The sequence below is a fragment of the Gimesia chilikensis genome, assembly GCF_007744075.1.
GTDB classification, from domain to species: Bacteria; Planctomycetota; Planctomycetia; order Planctomycetales; family Planctomycetaceae; genus Gimesia; species Gimesia chilikensis_A.
Genome location: NZ_CP036266.1, coordinates 2,921,975 through 2,936,093 on the forward strand (window position 1 = coordinate 2,921,975; position 14,119 = coordinate 2,936,093).

The 14,119-nt window shown below is 53.2% G+C and carries 17 protein-coding genes; 10 read left to right on the forward strand and 7 right to left on the reverse strand.

Annotation, left to right across the window (positions count from 1 at the left end; genetic code table 11):
- The first annotated feature begins 9 nt into the window (after positions 1-9).
- From HG66A1_RS11115 to HG66A1_RS11135, 5 genes are all read left to right on the forward strand, one after another.
- The gene (locus HG66A1_RS11115; protein WP_145183408.1) at positions 10-441 is read left to right on the forward strand and encodes a hypothetical protein; all 432 of its coding nucleotides are present in this window, start codon (positions 10-12) and stop codon (positions 439-441) included.
- 493 nt (positions 442-934) lie between these two features.
- Positions 935-1,909 (forward strand): DUF1559 domain-containing protein, encoded by a 975-nt coding sequence (locus tag HG66A1_RS11120; RefSeq protein WP_145183411.1) that lies wholly within the window; start codon positions 935-937, stop codon positions 1,907-1,909.
- A gap of 36 nt (positions 1,910-1,945) precedes the next feature.
- The gene (locus HG66A1_RS11125; protein ID WP_145183414.1) at positions 1,946-2,242 is read left to right on the forward strand and encodes a hypothetical protein; all 297 of its coding nucleotides are present in this window, start codon (positions 1,946-1,948) and stop codon (positions 2,240-2,242) included.
- Between the two features lie 248 nt (positions 2,243-2,490).
- On the forward strand, positions 2,491-2,886 hold the full coding sequence (locus tag HG66A1_RS11130; RefSeq protein ID WP_145183417.1) for a hypothetical protein: 396 nt from the start codon (positions 2,491-2,493) through the stop codon (positions 2,884-2,886).
- Positions 2,887-2,931: 45 nt separating this feature from the next.
- Positions 2,932-3,531: a hypothetical protein gene (locus HG66A1_RS11135; protein ID WP_145183420.1), complete on the forward strand. Its 600-nt coding sequence runs from the start codon at positions 2,932-2,934 to the stop codon at positions 3,529-3,531.
- Between the two features lie 97 nt (positions 3,532-3,628).
- Here the strand turns inward: HG66A1_RS11135 and HG66A1_RS11140 are convergent, their stop codons facing one another.
- The 3 genes from HG66A1_RS11140 to HG66A1_RS11150 form a co-directional block, all read right to left on the reverse strand.
- Positions 3,629-4,777 (reverse strand): sialidase family protein, encoded by a 1,149-nt coding sequence (locus tag HG66A1_RS11140; RefSeq protein WP_232106801.1) that lies wholly within the window; start codon positions 4,775-4,777, stop codon positions 3,629-3,631.
- 112 nt (positions 4,778-4,889) lie between these two features.
- A complete protein-coding gene (locus HG66A1_RS11145; protein WP_145183423.1) occupies positions 4,890-5,327 on the reverse strand; it encodes a hypothetical protein in 438 nt (145 codons plus the stop codon).
- A gap of 169 nt (positions 5,328-5,496) precedes the next feature.
- Positions 5,497-6,393 carry a DUF1559 domain-containing protein gene (locus HG66A1_RS11150; RefSeq protein WP_145183426.1) on the reverse strand — a complete coding sequence of 299 codons (897 nt, stop codon included), beginning with the start codon at positions 6,391-6,393 and terminating at the stop codon, positions 5,497-5,499.
- A 218-nt stretch (positions 6,394-6,611) separates the two neighbouring features.
- Here HG66A1_RS11150 and HG66A1_RS11155 point away from each other — a divergent pair, with 218 nt between their 5' ends.
- The 4 genes from HG66A1_RS11155 to HG66A1_RS11170 all read left to right on the forward strand — a co-directional run bounded on the left by HG66A1_RS11155 (position 6,612) and on the right by HG66A1_RS11170 (position 9,004).
- Positions 6,612-7,319 carry a GntR family transcriptional regulator gene (locus HG66A1_RS11155; protein WP_145183429.1) on the forward strand — a complete coding sequence of 236 codons (708 nt, stop codon included), beginning with the start codon at positions 6,612-6,614 and terminating at the stop codon, positions 7,317-7,319.
- Between the two features lie 106 nt (positions 7,320-7,425).
- Positions 7,426-7,683: a hypothetical protein gene (locus tag HG66A1_RS11160; RefSeq protein ID WP_145183431.1), complete on the forward strand. Its 258-nt coding sequence runs from the start codon at positions 7,426-7,428 to the stop codon at positions 7,681-7,683.
- 50 nt (positions 7,684-7,733) lie between these two features.
- On the forward strand, positions 7,734-7,970 hold the full coding sequence (locus HG66A1_RS32805) for a type II toxin-antitoxin system RelE/ParE family toxin (RefSeq protein WP_409999480.1): 237 nt from the start codon (positions 7,734-7,736) through the stop codon (positions 7,968-7,970).
- 467 nt (positions 7,971-8,437) lie between these two features.
- The gene (locus HG66A1_RS11170; RefSeq protein ID WP_145183434.1) at positions 8,438-9,004 is read left to right on the forward strand and encodes a type 1 glutamine amidotransferase domain-containing protein; all 567 of its coding nucleotides are present in this window, start codon (positions 8,438-8,440) and stop codon (positions 9,002-9,004) included.
- 219 nt (positions 9,005-9,223) lie between these two features.
- On the opposite strand, the gene HG66A1_RS11175 is transcribed toward HG66A1_RS11170, so the two are convergent.
- The 4 genes from HG66A1_RS11175 to HG66A1_RS11190 all read right to left on the reverse strand — a co-directional run bounded on the left by HG66A1_RS11175 (position 9,224) and on the right by HG66A1_RS11190 (position 13,320).
- Positions 9,224-10,168 (reverse strand): DUF1559 domain-containing protein, encoded by a 945-nt coding sequence (locus HG66A1_RS11175; protein ID WP_145183437.1) that lies wholly within the window; start codon positions 10,166-10,168, stop codon positions 9,224-9,226.
- 425 nt (positions 10,169-10,593) lie between these two features.
- On the reverse strand, positions 10,594-11,538 hold the full coding sequence (locus HG66A1_RS11180; protein WP_145183441.1) for a DUF1559 domain-containing protein: 945 nt from the start codon (positions 11,536-11,538) through the stop codon (positions 10,594-10,596).
- Between the two features lie 257 nt (positions 11,539-11,795).
- Positions 11,796-12,251 (reverse strand): carboxypeptidase-like regulatory domain-containing protein, encoded by a 456-nt coding sequence (locus tag HG66A1_RS11185; protein WP_145183444.1) that lies wholly within the window; start codon positions 12,249-12,251, stop codon positions 11,796-11,798.
- Between the two features lie 124 nt (positions 12,252-12,375).
- On the reverse strand, positions 12,376-13,320 hold the full coding sequence (locus HG66A1_RS11190; RefSeq protein WP_145183446.1) for a DUF1559 domain-containing protein: 945 nt from the start codon (positions 13,318-13,320) through the stop codon (positions 12,376-12,378).
- A gap of 450 nt (positions 13,321-13,770) precedes the next feature.
- On the opposite strand from HG66A1_RS11190, the gene HG66A1_RS11195 reads away from it, so the two are divergent.
- Positions 13,771-14,079, forward strand: a complete 309-nt coding sequence (locus HG66A1_RS11195; RefSeq protein ID WP_145183449.1) for a cyclic-phosphate processing receiver domain-containing protein — start codon at positions 13,771-13,773, stop codon at positions 14,077-14,079.
- Positions 14,080-14,119: the final 40 nt, after the last annotated feature.

Sequence of the window (14,119 nt, forward strand, 5' to 3'; positions counted from 1 at the left end):
GAGTCTTGCGTGTCGGAAACCAGTTCACCTGAGAAGATGAAACAGAGTACCAGAACGAAGATTGTGTTCGGCGGCTTTATGCTGGCGATCCTGGTGCTGGGCTGGGGAATCGCCGTGGAGTCGGTGATTCAACACGACCGCTACTGGGATGAGCGGATCATGATTCCCCGCGGTTCCGGAGGTATTGAGGATGAACTCCGTCGGGAACAGGGGGACCTGTTTCACAGTCCGCGATTCCAATCCTCGGCGGGAGAAGTGATTGTGAACTCCATCCGTTTCCTGCCCGATGTCCGGTTCTTTTTCATTGAATTCTATGATAATCACCCGGTCGTGGTGATCTTCTTCTTTCTGATCGAAGTCGGCCTGTTGTGGCTGGGTTATGTGACGGTCAAGGATGACTTGCGAGCGGAAGCCGAAGCAGTAGACGAAGCTTCTCAATAATCCTGCAGTCCTGAAATCATCGCAGGCTGCTGAGCTTGTTTGCCAGGCTGAACATCGGGTTTGTCGTCTGTGCTCCTCACTTCAGATACTCGTGTCTGTGTTTGCAGTTATGACGTAAGTGACAATATTATAATGTCTTAGACTCTAAGATTGTCATCTTATCACCTACGGTTTTCTTTTTGAAATCGGAGCCAATTCCCTTGACGGTTCTCAAAAAGAGTGGCTATATTGTTTTGAGACTGAATCTCAGTGTCATGTTTTGTGCTGAGTGATAAGTGCTGATTTGTTTATCCAGTCCGGACCCAGCCCGCGAGAGATGAGGTTGTGTCTGGAGGGCCTGTGTCGTGGGAGCGAGCTGATTCGTGTTCCTGCCCGGCTGTCTCCAGAGACAGACTTCTTTCAGTAGCCAGCCAGATTCCTCCGGAGAGAGATCGTTTCAAAGTCGAAGCGATTTTGATTCCCGTTTGGTTACTGATTGAAGGAGATACCCACCATGTTGTCTCGCGCAACACGTCTGTCCCGCCCTGTTTCCCGCCTCACAAAACGATCCGGCTTTACGCTGATCGAACTGCTGGTTGTGATCGCGATTATTGCGATCCTGATTGCCCTGCTGCTCCCTGCCGTACAACAGGCCCGCGAAGCCGCTCGTCGTTCGCAGTGTAAAAACAACCTGAAACAGATCTCGCTAGCAACGCATATGTTTCATGATACGTTTAATGAATTTCCCTACGCAGTGACTGACGTAGAGGAAACTGTTGATCTGACTGTCTCGCCTTTAACGACAACCTGGACCACGGGACATATTCAGATCATGCCCTACCTGGAGCAGGATGCGGTGGCCCAGCGCTGGGATAAGGAAGAGACGCGTAACAGCACTAATGATGCAGATGGCGATGGATTTACCAATGCGATGCTGGTGCAGATGATTGTGCCGACGTTTATCTGTCCCTCCATGACGATGCCGACTGCACCACTGACCGACAACCGAGCCCCCTGCAGCTATATCTTCAGTGCGGGCACACCGGAAACCAATCTACTACATTATGCTACCTGGTATGGCGTACCTGAGCCTGAATATAACGGTGCAATCATTCCCCGCATTCTGGACACGAGCAAATCCAGCAGCCCGAGTTATGAAAAGTCCACCAAAATGCGTGATATCACAGATGGGACAACGAATACGTTTCTGTTGGGAGAAACCGATTTTGCCCCCGCAGGGGTTCCCTCTGATACTTATGGTAGTGTCTGGGCTTATGGGTATGCCGGCTATACCTGGGGTACGACGAATGCCAGACTCAATACGAAAGATGGTTCAACCAGTTATGGCGTGTTCCGCAGTCAGCATCCCGGAGGGGCTCATTTCGCAATGGTGGATGGCTCGGTGCATTTTCTGTCTGAGAATATTGACTTCGGTTTATACCAGGCATTGTCGACCCGCTCTGGCAGCGAAGTGGTTTCGTTTCCGTAAGCTCGTTTGAAATAGAATTAACAGGAGTTAGTAGCAATGTTACGTGTCGTCTGTCTGAGCCTGATTCTGTTTCCGGTGGTGCTGACTGGATGCGGATCCTCTGAGTCAGATATTGAAATCGGTAAGCCAGCCGTTCTCGCCGCGCAGCCACCACTCACCCTGGAAGAGTGGAAAGCCATGTCTGATTTAACCGAGAAATATGATGGTGCAACGCTGGAACGGCTGCGGGCTGGAAATCTTGAACTGAAAAGTGATCGAGCCTGGGATAAATACCAGAAAGAGTTCGTTGCTCCTCAGCTCGTCAAAGATAAACCGCTTAAGGAGCGAATCTGAAATGATTTGATCCAGCGCTGAAGAACTCATTTTCCGCCGGGGGCAGTCCATCGTGGGCTGTCCCCATTTTTTATGGATAGTGTGATATGAAGCAGAGATGAAAACGGTTTGTGAAAATTTGTGGCTGGTTGACAGGGGGATACATGCTGTCATAATGTGACGAATCGAATTGCAGGCACAAACGTAATTTGAACTGAGAGTCCAGTAAATGTGGACTTGAGAAAATTTAGCGAAAGGTGATTACAGGGATGTCTGCAACGCGAAGAGGCGGGAGCCAGGGAGACGAGGCTTCCACTACAAAAGTCGTGGCGATGCTGATGCTGTCGATCGCAGGGTTTGGCTGGGCTTTTATGGCGGCCGCTTATGCACATGAAAAACAAGGCTGGCGACAGGAGTCGACCAATCTGACGGAACCTGATGCTGATGGAATTCAGTACGATCAGCGATTTGAAGATGGGGGAAGTATTCGCCAGCAGTCCTATTCTTCACTGTGGGACTTTATCGGCAATGCATTCCGCCAGCTTCCCAATCTGTTTGGAGTACTGGCGTTTTCATTTCAGCACCGGCTGTGGCTGGTCATTCTGATTGCCTGCCTGGAAGTGGGCGCACTGGGGCTGGGCTATGCGATGAGCAAAATAGACTGATGTGATTTCCACAAGATTTCTGCTGACGTAAGGAACTCTGACAAGATGACCGAAGACCCCCGTCCTCGTCGTAAACGCAGGCGTCCTCCCGAGAGTGCGGGAGACTCTGTCAGTCGCAAACCCCGACGCCGGCCTGCCAGCCGAAAAGTAGCACGAGCCGAAGAGGATGCGCCGCCGGTACGGAAAAATAAGGCGACGAAATCCGGTCGCAAGAAGAAAAAGAAACGAAAAGACCACGATGAGGGCTGGTCGACCAAGCAGGTGATCACACTGGTGATGATCGGCATTGCGATGTTCGGCTGGGCCTGTGCTGCCGCCGCGTATGCGCATGCGAAAGAGGGCTGGCGGTCTAATGAAGTGGAACGTTTCGCTGAGGAGCATGGCGAAGAACTGGAGTCAGACCTCCGTTCGACCAGGCGAGCGGCTGCCCGCAGTGCGATGATCAAAACCGCGGGACGTGCCTTGATGGATTTCATCGGAAACGCGTTTAAACAGCTTCCCAACTGCCTGGCGGTGATCGCCTTCACGTTTTCGGAAAGGCTGTGGCTGATTATTCTGTTTGCCGTACTGGAAGCCGGCGCGTTGGGCCTGGGCTTTGTAATGGAAAAGGTAGGGGAAGGTTTCGTGGAGACGCCGCGATATTGAAGTCGCGTGGGTACTGCGCTCTGAGCGGGAATGGTCAGCGCGCACTGTCGGTCGAGCCGACAGTGGCACACTGCGTATTCCACTCGAAACGAAGGTACTACTTTCCTTCAGGGGCCGGTAACTCGTCCAGTTTGAAACGGACGGAGACCACTGAGTTCTGATTGGCGTTGTCGCGGTATTTGACGTAGGTCGTCGCGACGATGGTGCCATCGGGCAGGAGTTCGACACCGGGGTAGCCACAATCGCCTTTGCGTCCATACTGATGCAACAGCTTGATGCGGTATTTCCCATCCCGTCCCTGGACGATATCGTCGTAGGTACCAACCCAGGCAACGAAGTCGCCGCGTGTTGAACTGCCGGGGGCCTGGTCGCGGAAGCAGATCACCAGCTGTCCGTCTTTCGTGAAGACTTCTTTATGACGATCGCCTGTCAGGCCCCAGGGAGTATCGACGGGCTTCGTCCAGGTTTGGCCTTCATCGTTGCTGAACATCATCAGACTGCGGCCTTTGTGTGTATTTTCCCGCATCAGGCAGCAGAGCTGTTTGCCGTCGGGACTGCGGAAGACGCAGGGCTCACAGGGATTTTTACCCTCGACTTCGGCGACGATCCGCGGCTTGGACCAGGTGAATCCGCCGTCTGCGGAGATGGTCTGCAGGACGACCAGCGGCGCCCGGTCCTTGCCGTCAGGTCCCCGGTGATAAAGTCCCAGGTAACGGCCATCTTTGAGGCGGACCATGCTGCTGAAGGTCATGACACAGGGGAAACCAAGGGGCGGCATTTCTTTCCAGGTTTTGCCGTCGTCTTCACTCATGATGCTCGGCATGCCCGGCCCGCCCCGTTTTCCCAGTGCTGCTGAGTAGACCCAGAGACGTGCGGTACCATCGGGACCGATCATCCGATAGATACTGGGACAGTTTTGGTGCGTGGAGTAACCGGCGGGCAGTCGTTCGTCGATTCGCTCCCAGGTTTTGCCCCCATCGGTGCTGCGGGCCATGGGGCCGGCGGAACCGCCGTGATTGATGCACCAGACGGCGTAAATGGTTTTCTGATCGGGCATCAGCAGTGTAGTCGGGTGTCCCTGGTAGACTTTGGGAGTACCGGCGGCGATGACCGTCTGTCGCTCGGTCTGTTTGGAAAGATCGATGAGCGGCAACTGGTCGGCGGCTTGTAAAGCAGCATTCTGTGAGGTGCTGAGCAGAACAGCGGTCAACAGCAGTGGTGTGAGTGAGAACGGGTGATTCATCATGCGATCTTTCTGTGAGCTTCAGGCAGGTGTGTTGTGCGGCGTGTTTCAGACCCTGATCTGATTATAAAGCGATGGACAGGGAATGTCTGGTATTGTGACGGAATCGTGAGAATTACTTTTCGAGTTCGAAATCGAGCGTCTGGGCGCCTTCTCCTTTTTCAATCGTGGCGGTGAGTGTGGTGTGGGAGTTATACTTCGCCGGGATTTCCGTGACCTCGGGGATCTGTTCCCCACTGGTGCCGACATCGCCTGGAGCGACACTCTCATCCAGCTGAGGTGTGCTGGAGACGATCTGGACTTTGCAGTTTCCCAGAGGGACGCCCCCTTTGTTGTCGAGCTGATAGATGCCGGCGCGAATCGTGGCCAGCGAGACAGGTCCGGAATCGGGGATAAAACGGATTTCTGCAGCATCCAGCGGATCACCGGCGTACTTGACGATGCCTTTGACCGGTCGTCGCTCCGGTGCATCACTGGCGCCACAACCGGCGGAGAGGAGACTGAGACACAAACAGGCACAGGAGACAACTTGATTCAGAAGCGAGGCGTTCATAGATTATATCTCTGCGGGGGTGAAGGATGGAGTGAGCAGCTTCCCGGCGATTCGTTCGGCAGGAGTTCCTGTAGTCAGATCCAGGAGTGCCAGGCCAGAGGGATGCAGGCTGTTCCCTCTAGTCCATGGCGATTCCTGATCTCAGGAGGGTGAATCTGATAAGCAGCGTTTAGAATTCGCCGACGACTTCCCCGCCCTGACGGGTCGTGAGATCGGAGAGGGTTCCCTGGTCGATATTTTCTGAAAGGAACCGGACTGATCCGTCACCCAGCACGAAGTGGCAGCCGCCGGTGTGCCAGCTGGAGAATTCCTGGGTTCGCAGGTTCCAGGTGCCACCGCCAGGCGTGGTGTGAGGTCCGTTGATACCGCCGGCAGTGTCAAGAATATTCCAGACCGGATAAGGATTGCCGTCAAACGAGCCGGTCAGTCCGCCGGTACATTCACCGACCATCAGGGTGTTGCTGGCACCATCGAGGATATCGCTGATTTTGGTCCGACTGCGATTGTAGAAGATGCCGTTCCCGACACTGGCAGGCCAGGTATTGTCGGAGCAGGTCCAGTCGACGGAATCTGCGACGCCCGAGTAATTGGTTTTGCCGAGGTCGTCTTTGTTTCCCGGTCCGCCGTTGTTGATGGCACCGGTCATATTCACGCGGTCGTCGCTCTGGGGGTCACTGGGGCACTGATAGCTGGGGACCTTGAAGCCGACCACATCAATGGCCTTGTTGGGAGAGTCATTGTAGTTTTTGGAGAAGTTGTATTTGTTGTAGACGTTGGCCTGATCGATAAAGGGGAGGATCAGAGTGCCCCAGCCGAAGCGGTAGGTCAGTCCGGGAGAGCCCGAACAGCCGCCGTTGCGGTGATCGATTCCATACGGAAAGACCTTGTGAGTTTCGTGATAGTTGTGGAGAGCCAGACCGATCTGTTTCAGGTTGTTTTTGCAGGTGGAGCGTCGGGCGGATTCACGTGCCTGCTGGACAGCAGGCAGCAGTAATGCAATCAGAATGGCGATAATGGCGATCACGACCAGTAATTCAATCAGTGTAAATCCGCGCTTGATTTTCATGATTCTCTCCAGATGAAACAGATAAATTGAGGGGCGTTAAGACTCCCGGTACAGACCTGGTCTGCTGTGCCTGTGCCCCAGCTTTGCACTTCACCGACTGGGAAACCGGCACAAAAATTTGTAAAAAAGAAAAAATTGACATCATGGAATAACATGTTATAACATGATGTTGCATATTGTCGGTAAAACCAAAACGCTTGTCAACCAGAAAATGAAAAATGTATGAAGCCACCGAAAATCTGGCCGATCGTGCTTATCGTTACATCAGGCAGGAACTGCAGGAAGGGAATCTGACTCCCGGTACGCAGCTGGTTAATCGCAAGCTGGCCGAGCGGATTGGCGTGAGTGTGATTCCCGTGCGTGAGGCGATTCACCGACTCGTCTCGGAAGGTCTGGTAGAGCATGTGCCTGGCGCGGGAGCCTTTGTGCGGAACCCGAATCGTGAGGATCTGGAAGAGCTGTATGTTCTGCGGGATGCGCTGGAGAGTTGTGCGGCTGCGGAAGCGGCCCGCTACATTACGCCGCATCAACTGGATGATCTGGATGCCCTGATGGTTGAGTTTCATGAGATCCGCGAACTGGTTCAGCAGCGGAATGAAGGATATGCCACAGCGGCGCAGTTTCATCGCTGGCTGGATTGTGAAGCGGTGTTTCACCAGATTGTAATTGAGGCTTCTCGCAACCGTTTGATCGCGAAAGTGATCCGCGAACACAGTGCGGTCACACTGGTGTTTGAATCACAGCGGAACAGCTCTCGACTGCTGACCGTGGAACTGGCAGAGCGAACCTGCAGCGATAAAGAAAAACTGCTGGCTGCGTTGCGGGCCGGCGATGGCCCCCTGGCCCGCGAAGTGATGAGCGCCCAGATCCAGCGTGGCTGCCGAGATGTGCTGGCGTTCCTCCGACAGCAGGAACGGCGCAGCTGAGCGTCAGAGATCTGTTGGATTCATTGTGGATACGACGTGCACAGAAGTGTATAATCGTTATCAGAGGAAACCCTGCTCTCTGGTTGTTATCTGCACGAGGAATTAGATGACTCCTAAACTGACCGATGAAATGCGACAGGCACTTCTGGAGTCGCCTGATCGCCCTCTCCAAATTGAAGACGACCAAACGCAGAAAGTATATCTACTGGTTCCGCAGGAAGCTTTTCAACACTGGATGGATGCAGAATTACGCCGTGAGCTCCAGATTGGATTTGATCAGGCCGATGCTGGCGATGTGACTGACTGGGATGTCGAGGCCCTTCTCAGGGAAGCCCGCACACGACAAATCGTCGAGCCGGAATAGATGTCGCGAATAATACAGACGCGACAGGCGAAAGAAGATATTCTGGAAATCTGGACCTAGTTTTCTGCAGAGGATTCTTCCGCGGCAGACCGACTGTTAAGACAGTTCGATCAACTCTTTCAAAACTGGCAAATCACCCTGGGATTGGATCCCGACAGGATCGTTTTCGCGAAGGCTTACGCTGTTTTGCCCTCGGACGGTACCTGATATTTTATTTCCCCATTGAAGACGGGATTCAGATTATTCGTGTACTGCACAGTGCTCGCAACTGGGAAAAGTTGCTCTAGAAACGATGTGGTCAATCGCTGGTTTACCTTTAACGGAATGGAGCTCGGGAACATTGACAGCGTTCTCTGTCCCCTGCCTGATCGTGTTTTGAGCGATCTGCGTTCCGGGTGCTGACTTGCCAGCGATCAGGGTGTCTGTTGAGCGACCAGGGGACATGGTACGACAGGCTGACAGCTCGCTTCTGATCTGCAGAAAAGCAGGCTGTTTTTTAGACTCTTTCATTTTTTTACAGACTGGCACGTTGCTTGCGTTGGTCAGCAAAACCAGTTCAGGAATTCGTCTGCCAGGCCCTCAGACGTATTCGGACTGAAACGCCATTTCCACCGGGGACGACCCAAGTGTCGTCTCCGGTGGTTATTTTCAGGAACGAAAAAACGAATATCAAGCAAGCGTGTCAGCAACTGATCCTGGAGTTCTGAGACCGTTCGTGAGTGCAGTCGAACAGGAAAAATGGAAGGAGAATGGAATGTCAGGGAAACAGCTACAGGGGAAAACAATCGCATTTCTGGCGACCGATGGATTCGAGCAGGTCGAACTGACGGAACCCTGGCAGGCGGTGCAGGCCGCGGGGGGCGAGCCCCGGCTGATCTCATTGGAGAGCGGCAAAATACAGGGTGTGCACCACGATCAAAAAGGTGATGAGTTCAGCGTTGACCAGACGGTCGATGAAGTGAATGCGACCGACTTCCAGGGACTGGTACTGCCGGGGGGCGTATTCAATCCCGATGCCCTGCGGCTCAGTGTGAACGCCGTCAATTTTGTCCGCGAATTCTTTAAGGAAGGAATTCCGGTCGCGGCGATCTGCCATGGTCCCTGGATGCTGGTAGAAGCTGATGTGGTCAACGAGCGAATGGTGACGTCATGGCCCAGTGTGAAAACAGATCTGATCAATGCCGGCGCTAACTGGGTCAACCAGGAGTGCGTATGTGACAACGGACTGGTGACCAGTCGCAAGCCAGATGACCTGCCCGCGTTCTGCGCGAAGATGGTCGAGGAGTTTGCGGAAGGAATCCATTCCGGACAAACTGTCTGAAGCTGAGTAGAGCGCAACAGCTGATATCGGCTGCGTCTACCCAGTTAATTAACTGAATGTCAGAGCATCCCCGCAATCGTAGAGTAGCTCACGCACGATTGCGGGAAGCTCTGCGTTCAGTGGATTTACTACAAAACATTATAGTCGAAATACGCTTAAATGCAAAAAGGCGTCGCTGGGGAGCGGCGCCTTTTCTACGTATCGATGTCATCTGAAGGCTTAGAACTCGCCAATCGTTTCCCGTTTCGCACGGGTGCTGAGTGCCCGGTAGAGCGTCATGTCGATGTTCTCAGAGAGGAATCGCACGCTACCGTCACACAGAACGAAGTGAGCACCGCCGGTGTGATAGCTGCCGGCTGCTTCTTCCCCGTAGGAGTTGATCGGGTCGTTGCTTTCAGCGGCAATCAGGTACTCGGTCATTTCAGTGGGGGGATTGCTGTCTGCTCCGTTGGAGAAGCAGTGCTTGCGGTCACTGCCGCCGCCACCCAGCATGTCTGCATCTCCGCCGGAGTCAATCACTTCACTGACCATGATGGTGTTGGAGAGGCCGTCGGTGATGTCACGGAAAGCGACGGAACTGCTGATGTAGAAGATGCCGTCCGCACCCATACAACCACCGGTAGCTGCCATCTGAGCGGGCGTCGTGATCGAACCGCTGTAGCAGTCATCGCCCGAGCTGCCGATCAGCGTTCCCATGTTGCCGTTGTAGTTAGAGGGAGAGTATCCGTTTTTCTGAGCCCCTTTGGTTACGTCTGGTTGTGAGGGACACCAGAAGACCGAAAGAACGGTCTGGCCGGCGAGCTGCTGCTTGGGATCATTCACACCGCCGGATTCAGACCCCATGCCGCTGGAAGAAGGCCCCTGGATCTGATCGTAGAGGGGCGCCTGATCGAGGTACGGCAGGATGCTGGCGTGCCAGGTCCAGCCGTGGCCGTTGTAAACTGAACCGTTGTAGTAAACGATACTACCCGGCGGGAGTACGCTGTGTGCTTCGTGGTAGTTGTGCAGTGCCAGACCGATCTGTTTCAGGTTGTTTTTGCACTGTGAACGACGGGCTGCTTCGCGTGCCTGTTGTACTGCGGGTAACAGCAGAGCGATCAGAATGGCAATGATCGCGATGACGACCAGCAATTCGATCAGTGTAAAGGCTTTCCGATTTTTCATGTGTTTTCCTTGCATTTCAAAAACGAATATGAAATGAAAAAAGAGTTAACGAATGATGTGCTCTTCGACGGTGACGGAAACAGAATCGCAAATCGGAATTCAGGTAGTTGCTGTGAGAACCAGCACGACGGATGTTGTTTACCACGTCTGATATGTGAAAGAGCCTGTTAAGAGTGTGAGAATTTTATACTTGATGTGTGAATAAATGATGAAGAAGTCGTTATCTTTTCGCGCGGTTGATGAAGATCCCGGGCAGAGCATGGATATATAAATCGCCTGTGATGAGAGTGGGCTTTGTCTATCACTTCGATTGATGAACAGGCTGTAAAAAAAGAACCTCCCTGCCTGCGATTGTTCTTCAACGCAGCTGGCAGAGAGGTTGTTCTGGTCTGTCTCAGTTGAGAGTCGAGGGAATCAGTGGGTTATTAAAATTCCCCCAGGGTTTCGCGTTTGGCGCGGGTGCTGAGAGCACGGTAGAGCGTCATAGAGATGTTCTCAGAGAGGAATCGCACGCTACCGTCACAGAGGACAAAGTGGGCACCGCCGGTGTGATAGCTGCCGGCTGCCTCTTCCCCGTAGGAGTTGATCGGATCGTTGTTTTCGGCTGCGATCAGGTACTCGGTCATTTCAGTCGGGGGATTGCTGTCTGCTCCGTTGGAGAAACAGTGCTTGCGGTCACTGCCGCCACCACCCAGCATGTCAGCGTCTCCACCGGAGTCAATGACTTCGCTGACCATGATCGTGTTGGATAGGCCGTCGGTGATGTCACGGAAAGCGACGGAACTGCTGATATAGAAGATACCATCTGCACCCATGCAACCACCGGTGGCGGCCATTTCCTGGGGAGTATCGACATTACCACTGTAGCAGTTATCGCCAGAACTGCCGATCAGGGTGCCCATGTTGCCGTTATAGTTGGAAGGGGCATAACCGTTTTTCTGAGCTCCTTTGGTTACATCCGGCTGGGAGGGACACCAGAAGACGGAGAGTCGGGCCTGGCCACAGAGTTGCTGTTTGGCATCGTTGACACCACCGGATTCAGCACCCAGACCGCTGGAGGATGGCCCCTGGATCTGATCGTACATGGGAGCCTGGTCGAGGTACGGCAGGATGCTGGCGTGCCAGGTCCAGCCGTGTCCGTTGTATTTCGAACCGTTGTAGTAAACCACACTGCCCGGCGGAAGTACACTGTGGGCTTCGTGGTAGTTGTGCAGAGACAATCCAATTTGTTTCATGTTGTTCTTGCACTGCGAGCGGCGAGCTGCTTCGCGTGCCTGCTGGACAGCAGGAAGCAACAGGGCAATCAGGATAGCGATAATCGCGATCACCACAAGTAGTTCGATCAGTGTAAAGGCTTTTCGATTCTGCATGAGTTTTCCTTGTGGGTTAGAGGGATGAAAGGACAATAAAAAGTACGGATTCTGGCAATGGCGAAACAGGATCGCCGGTTATCCTGGCTGAGATGCTGTTGAGTTCAGCGTGGCATCAGTTGTTGCGAGTTCCGAAAAATACAAACGCTCGGTAATCAGATGAAATAATCTATCCCTGGTTTAACTCAAATTTGAAACTCTTGTGGTTTTATAAAGCATGTCACGCTGGAGCGGTTGCTCCAGCGTGGACTGGGGAATCAGGATTTTTTCAGTTCAAAGTCGAAGGTGTTTTCGCCGGCTTTGACGTCAGCTTCCAGTTCGGTGTTCGTATTGTATTTTGAAGGCAGTTTTTCTTTGGTGGCTTCAGCCGGAGCGGCATCGTCGCCTTCGGATTCCATTTCATTTCCGCCTTCGACAACGGAGGTGATCATGACTTTGTTGTGACCGATTTTGCAGCCTTTGGTATCACGAATGTAAACCAGTTCGTAGTTTCCGGAGGCATCGGTGGTGGCGCTGGCGGGACGTCCGCTGTCGGGCATGAAGGTGACTGAGGCACCAGCCAGGGGCGAGCCTTCGAAGGTGACAGTCCCTTTAACCAGTCCGAGGTCAGGTTGATCGCCGGCTCCCCCACCGCAGCCGGTGATTGCCAGGGACAGGGTCAGCAGAGTTACTTTGAAGATGTTTTGGATTTTGTTCTGTTTAAAACTGGTCATGGTTGAAACTCACTTTGATACGTTGGATTTCTTAGTAGCGAGGATACGATCCTCTGATTCATTTTTAACTGACGCCCTTCCCGTCGACATGACTGGAAGGGCGTTATTGATTCGTCATAGTGCTTTAGAAGTCGCTGAGGGTTTCCCGTTTGGCGCGAGTACTGATGGCACGGTATAGAGTCATGTCGATGTTTTCCGAGAGGAAGCGGACACGACCATCACCGAAGACGAACTGGGCTCCGCCGGTGTGGTAGCTGCCGGCTGCTTCTTCGGCATAACCGTTGATCGGATCATTGCTCTCGGCGGCGATCAGGTATTCCGACATTTCGGTGGGCGGATTGCTGTCTGCACCCCCGGAGAAACAGTGCTTGCGGTCACTGCCCCCGCCGCCCAGCATGTTGGCGTCTCCGCCGGAATCGATGACTTCACTGACGAAGATGGTGTTTGACAGGCCGTCGGTGACATCCCGGAAACGGACGCTGCTGCTGATGTAAAAGATACCGTCGGCTCCCATGCAGCCACCGGTGGCTGCCATCTGAGCGGGAGTGGTAATTGAACCGCCGTAGCAGTTGTCGCCTGAGTTACCGATCAGCGTGCCCATGTTGCCGTTATAGTTCGAAGGCGAATAGCCCCCTTTCTGCACACCCTGGGTTACGTCGGGCTGGGAGGGGCACCAGAATACGGAAAGCACAGTCTGTCCGGCCAGTTGCTGTTTGGCACTGGTTGTACCACCTGATTCGGCTCCCATGCCGCTGGAGTCTGGTCCCTGGATCTGGTTGTACAACGGAACCTGATCGAGATAAGGCAGGATGCTGGCGTGCCAGGTCCAGCCGTGTCCATAGTATTTAGTACCATTGAAGTAGACGATACTACCCGGGGGCAGCGCGCTGAATGTTTCATGATAGTTGTGCAAAGCCAGTCCGATTTGTTTCAGATTGTTTTTGCAGCTGTTACGTCGTGCAGCTTCGCGTGCCTGTTGTACCGCTGGTAGTAACAGGGCGATGAGGATTGCGATAATGGCAATCACCACCAGTAGCTCGATGAGGGTAAACGCTTTTCGATTGTTCATCACTTCTCCTTTTTGAGTCTGAGAGCAGGACCAGTAACAACTGAGAATGAATTAAATCTGACTGGTTTATTCGTCTTCCCTGTGGGAAGCAGACTGGCGGATTTGAACTTATCTGCTGCTGATGAATTCAGCTTGAATGAAACAGTCAGAGATGTTGTGAATGGAAAATAGTCTCTGCTGAAGTTGCGGGCAGTCTAGTCCGCATTTATGAAGGGTGTGTGAAGAACGTGTTAGCTTCATAAAACATGAGTTGATCAGAGCCGATTTCTGCAAGTTAATTTTCAGTTAATAATTCAGCGTTTTTTATTCACGTTTGCTGATGTGATCCCCGAAAACAGCGAACCTGTGAGGCGTTTTTTGTGTCACGTTACGCAGAAGGTCTGTGATACAGGCCTCATATCGTTTTTCTGTGAATTCATCTGTTCTTAATGTGGAATACAAGGAAAATTCATGAACGTCTATCTGGATGACGAACGACCGGCACCGCCGGGCTGGCGACAGGTTCGCTGGCCGGATGAAGCAATTCAATTTTTAAAAACGGGTGAAGTCCGCTCGATCAGTCTCGACCACGATCTGGGCGATGACGAACGCGGCACTGGCTATGATGTGCTACTCTGGATTGAAGAAGCTGTCGCGACGCAGGACTTCGATCCACCAGAGATCAAAGTACACACCGCGAACCCGCCTGCCCGCAATCGAATGCTTGCGGCTGTCGGTTCCATTCAGCGTCTGACCGAGTGTTGCTGCGGCGCAGACTGAAAGACGATGCTTAAACCAGGGGCTCCCGCTGGCTGCCGGG

Excerpts from the sequence above, each read along its gene's own strand:
- HG66A1_RS11155 (WP_145183429.1), top strand. The coding sequence starts at position 6,612 with ATGTATGAAGCCACCGAAAATCTGGCCGATCGTGCTTATCGTTACATC.
- HG66A1_RS11180 (WP_145183441.1), bottom strand. The coding sequence starts at position 11,538 with ATGCAGAATCGAAAAGCCTTTACACTGATCGAACTACTTGTGGTGATC.
- HG66A1_RS11125 (WP_145183414.1), top strand. The coding sequence starts at position 1,946 with ATGTTACGTGTCGTCTGTCTGAGCCTGATTCTGTTTCCGGTGGTGCTG.
- HG66A1_RS11195 (WP_145183449.1), top strand. The coding sequence starts at position 13,771 with ATGAACGTCTATCTGGATGACGAACGACCGGCACCGCCGGGCTGGCGA.
- HG66A1_RS11145 (WP_145183423.1), bottom strand. The coding sequence starts at position 5,327 with ATGAACGCCTCGCTTCTGAATCAAGTTGTCTCCTGTGCCTGTTTGTGT.
- HG66A1_RS11130 (WP_145183417.1), top strand. The coding sequence starts at position 2,491 with ATGTCTGCAACGCGAAGAGGCGGGAGCCAGGGAGACGAGGCTTCCACT.
- HG66A1_RS11160 (WP_145183431.1), top strand. The coding sequence starts at position 7,426 with ATGACTCCTAAACTGACCGATGAAATGCGACAGGCACTTCTGGAGTCG.
- HG66A1_RS11140 (WP_232106801.1), bottom strand. The coding sequence starts at position 4,777 with ATGATGAATCACCCGTTCTCACTCACACCACTGCTGTTGACCGCTGTT.
- HG66A1_RS11170 (WP_145183434.1), top strand. The coding sequence starts at position 8,438 with ATGTCAGGGAAACAGCTACAGGGGAAAACAATCGCATTTCTGGCGACC.
- HG66A1_RS11190 (WP_145183446.1), bottom strand. The coding sequence starts at position 13,320 with ATGAACAATCGAAAAGCGTTTACCCTCATCGAGCTACTGGTGGTGATT.
- HG66A1_RS11175 (WP_145183437.1), bottom strand. The coding sequence starts at position 10,168 with ATGAAAAATCGGAAAGCCTTTACACTGATCGAATTGCTGGTCGTCATC.
- HG66A1_RS11150 (WP_145183426.1), bottom strand. The coding sequence starts at position 6,393 with ATGAAAATCAAGCGCGGATTTACACTGATTGAATTACTGGTCGTGATC.
- HG66A1_RS11185 (WP_145183444.1), bottom strand. The coding sequence starts at position 12,251 with ATGACCAGTTTTAAACAGAACAAAATCCAAAACATCTTCAAAGTAACT.
- HG66A1_RS11135 (WP_145183420.1), top strand. The coding sequence starts at position 2,932 with ATGACCGAAGACCCCCGTCCTCGTCGTAAACGCAGGCGTCCTCCCGAG.
- HG66A1_RS11120 (WP_145183411.1), top strand. The coding sequence starts at position 935 with ATGTTGTCTCGCGCAACACGTCTGTCCCGCCCTGTTTCCCGCCTCACA.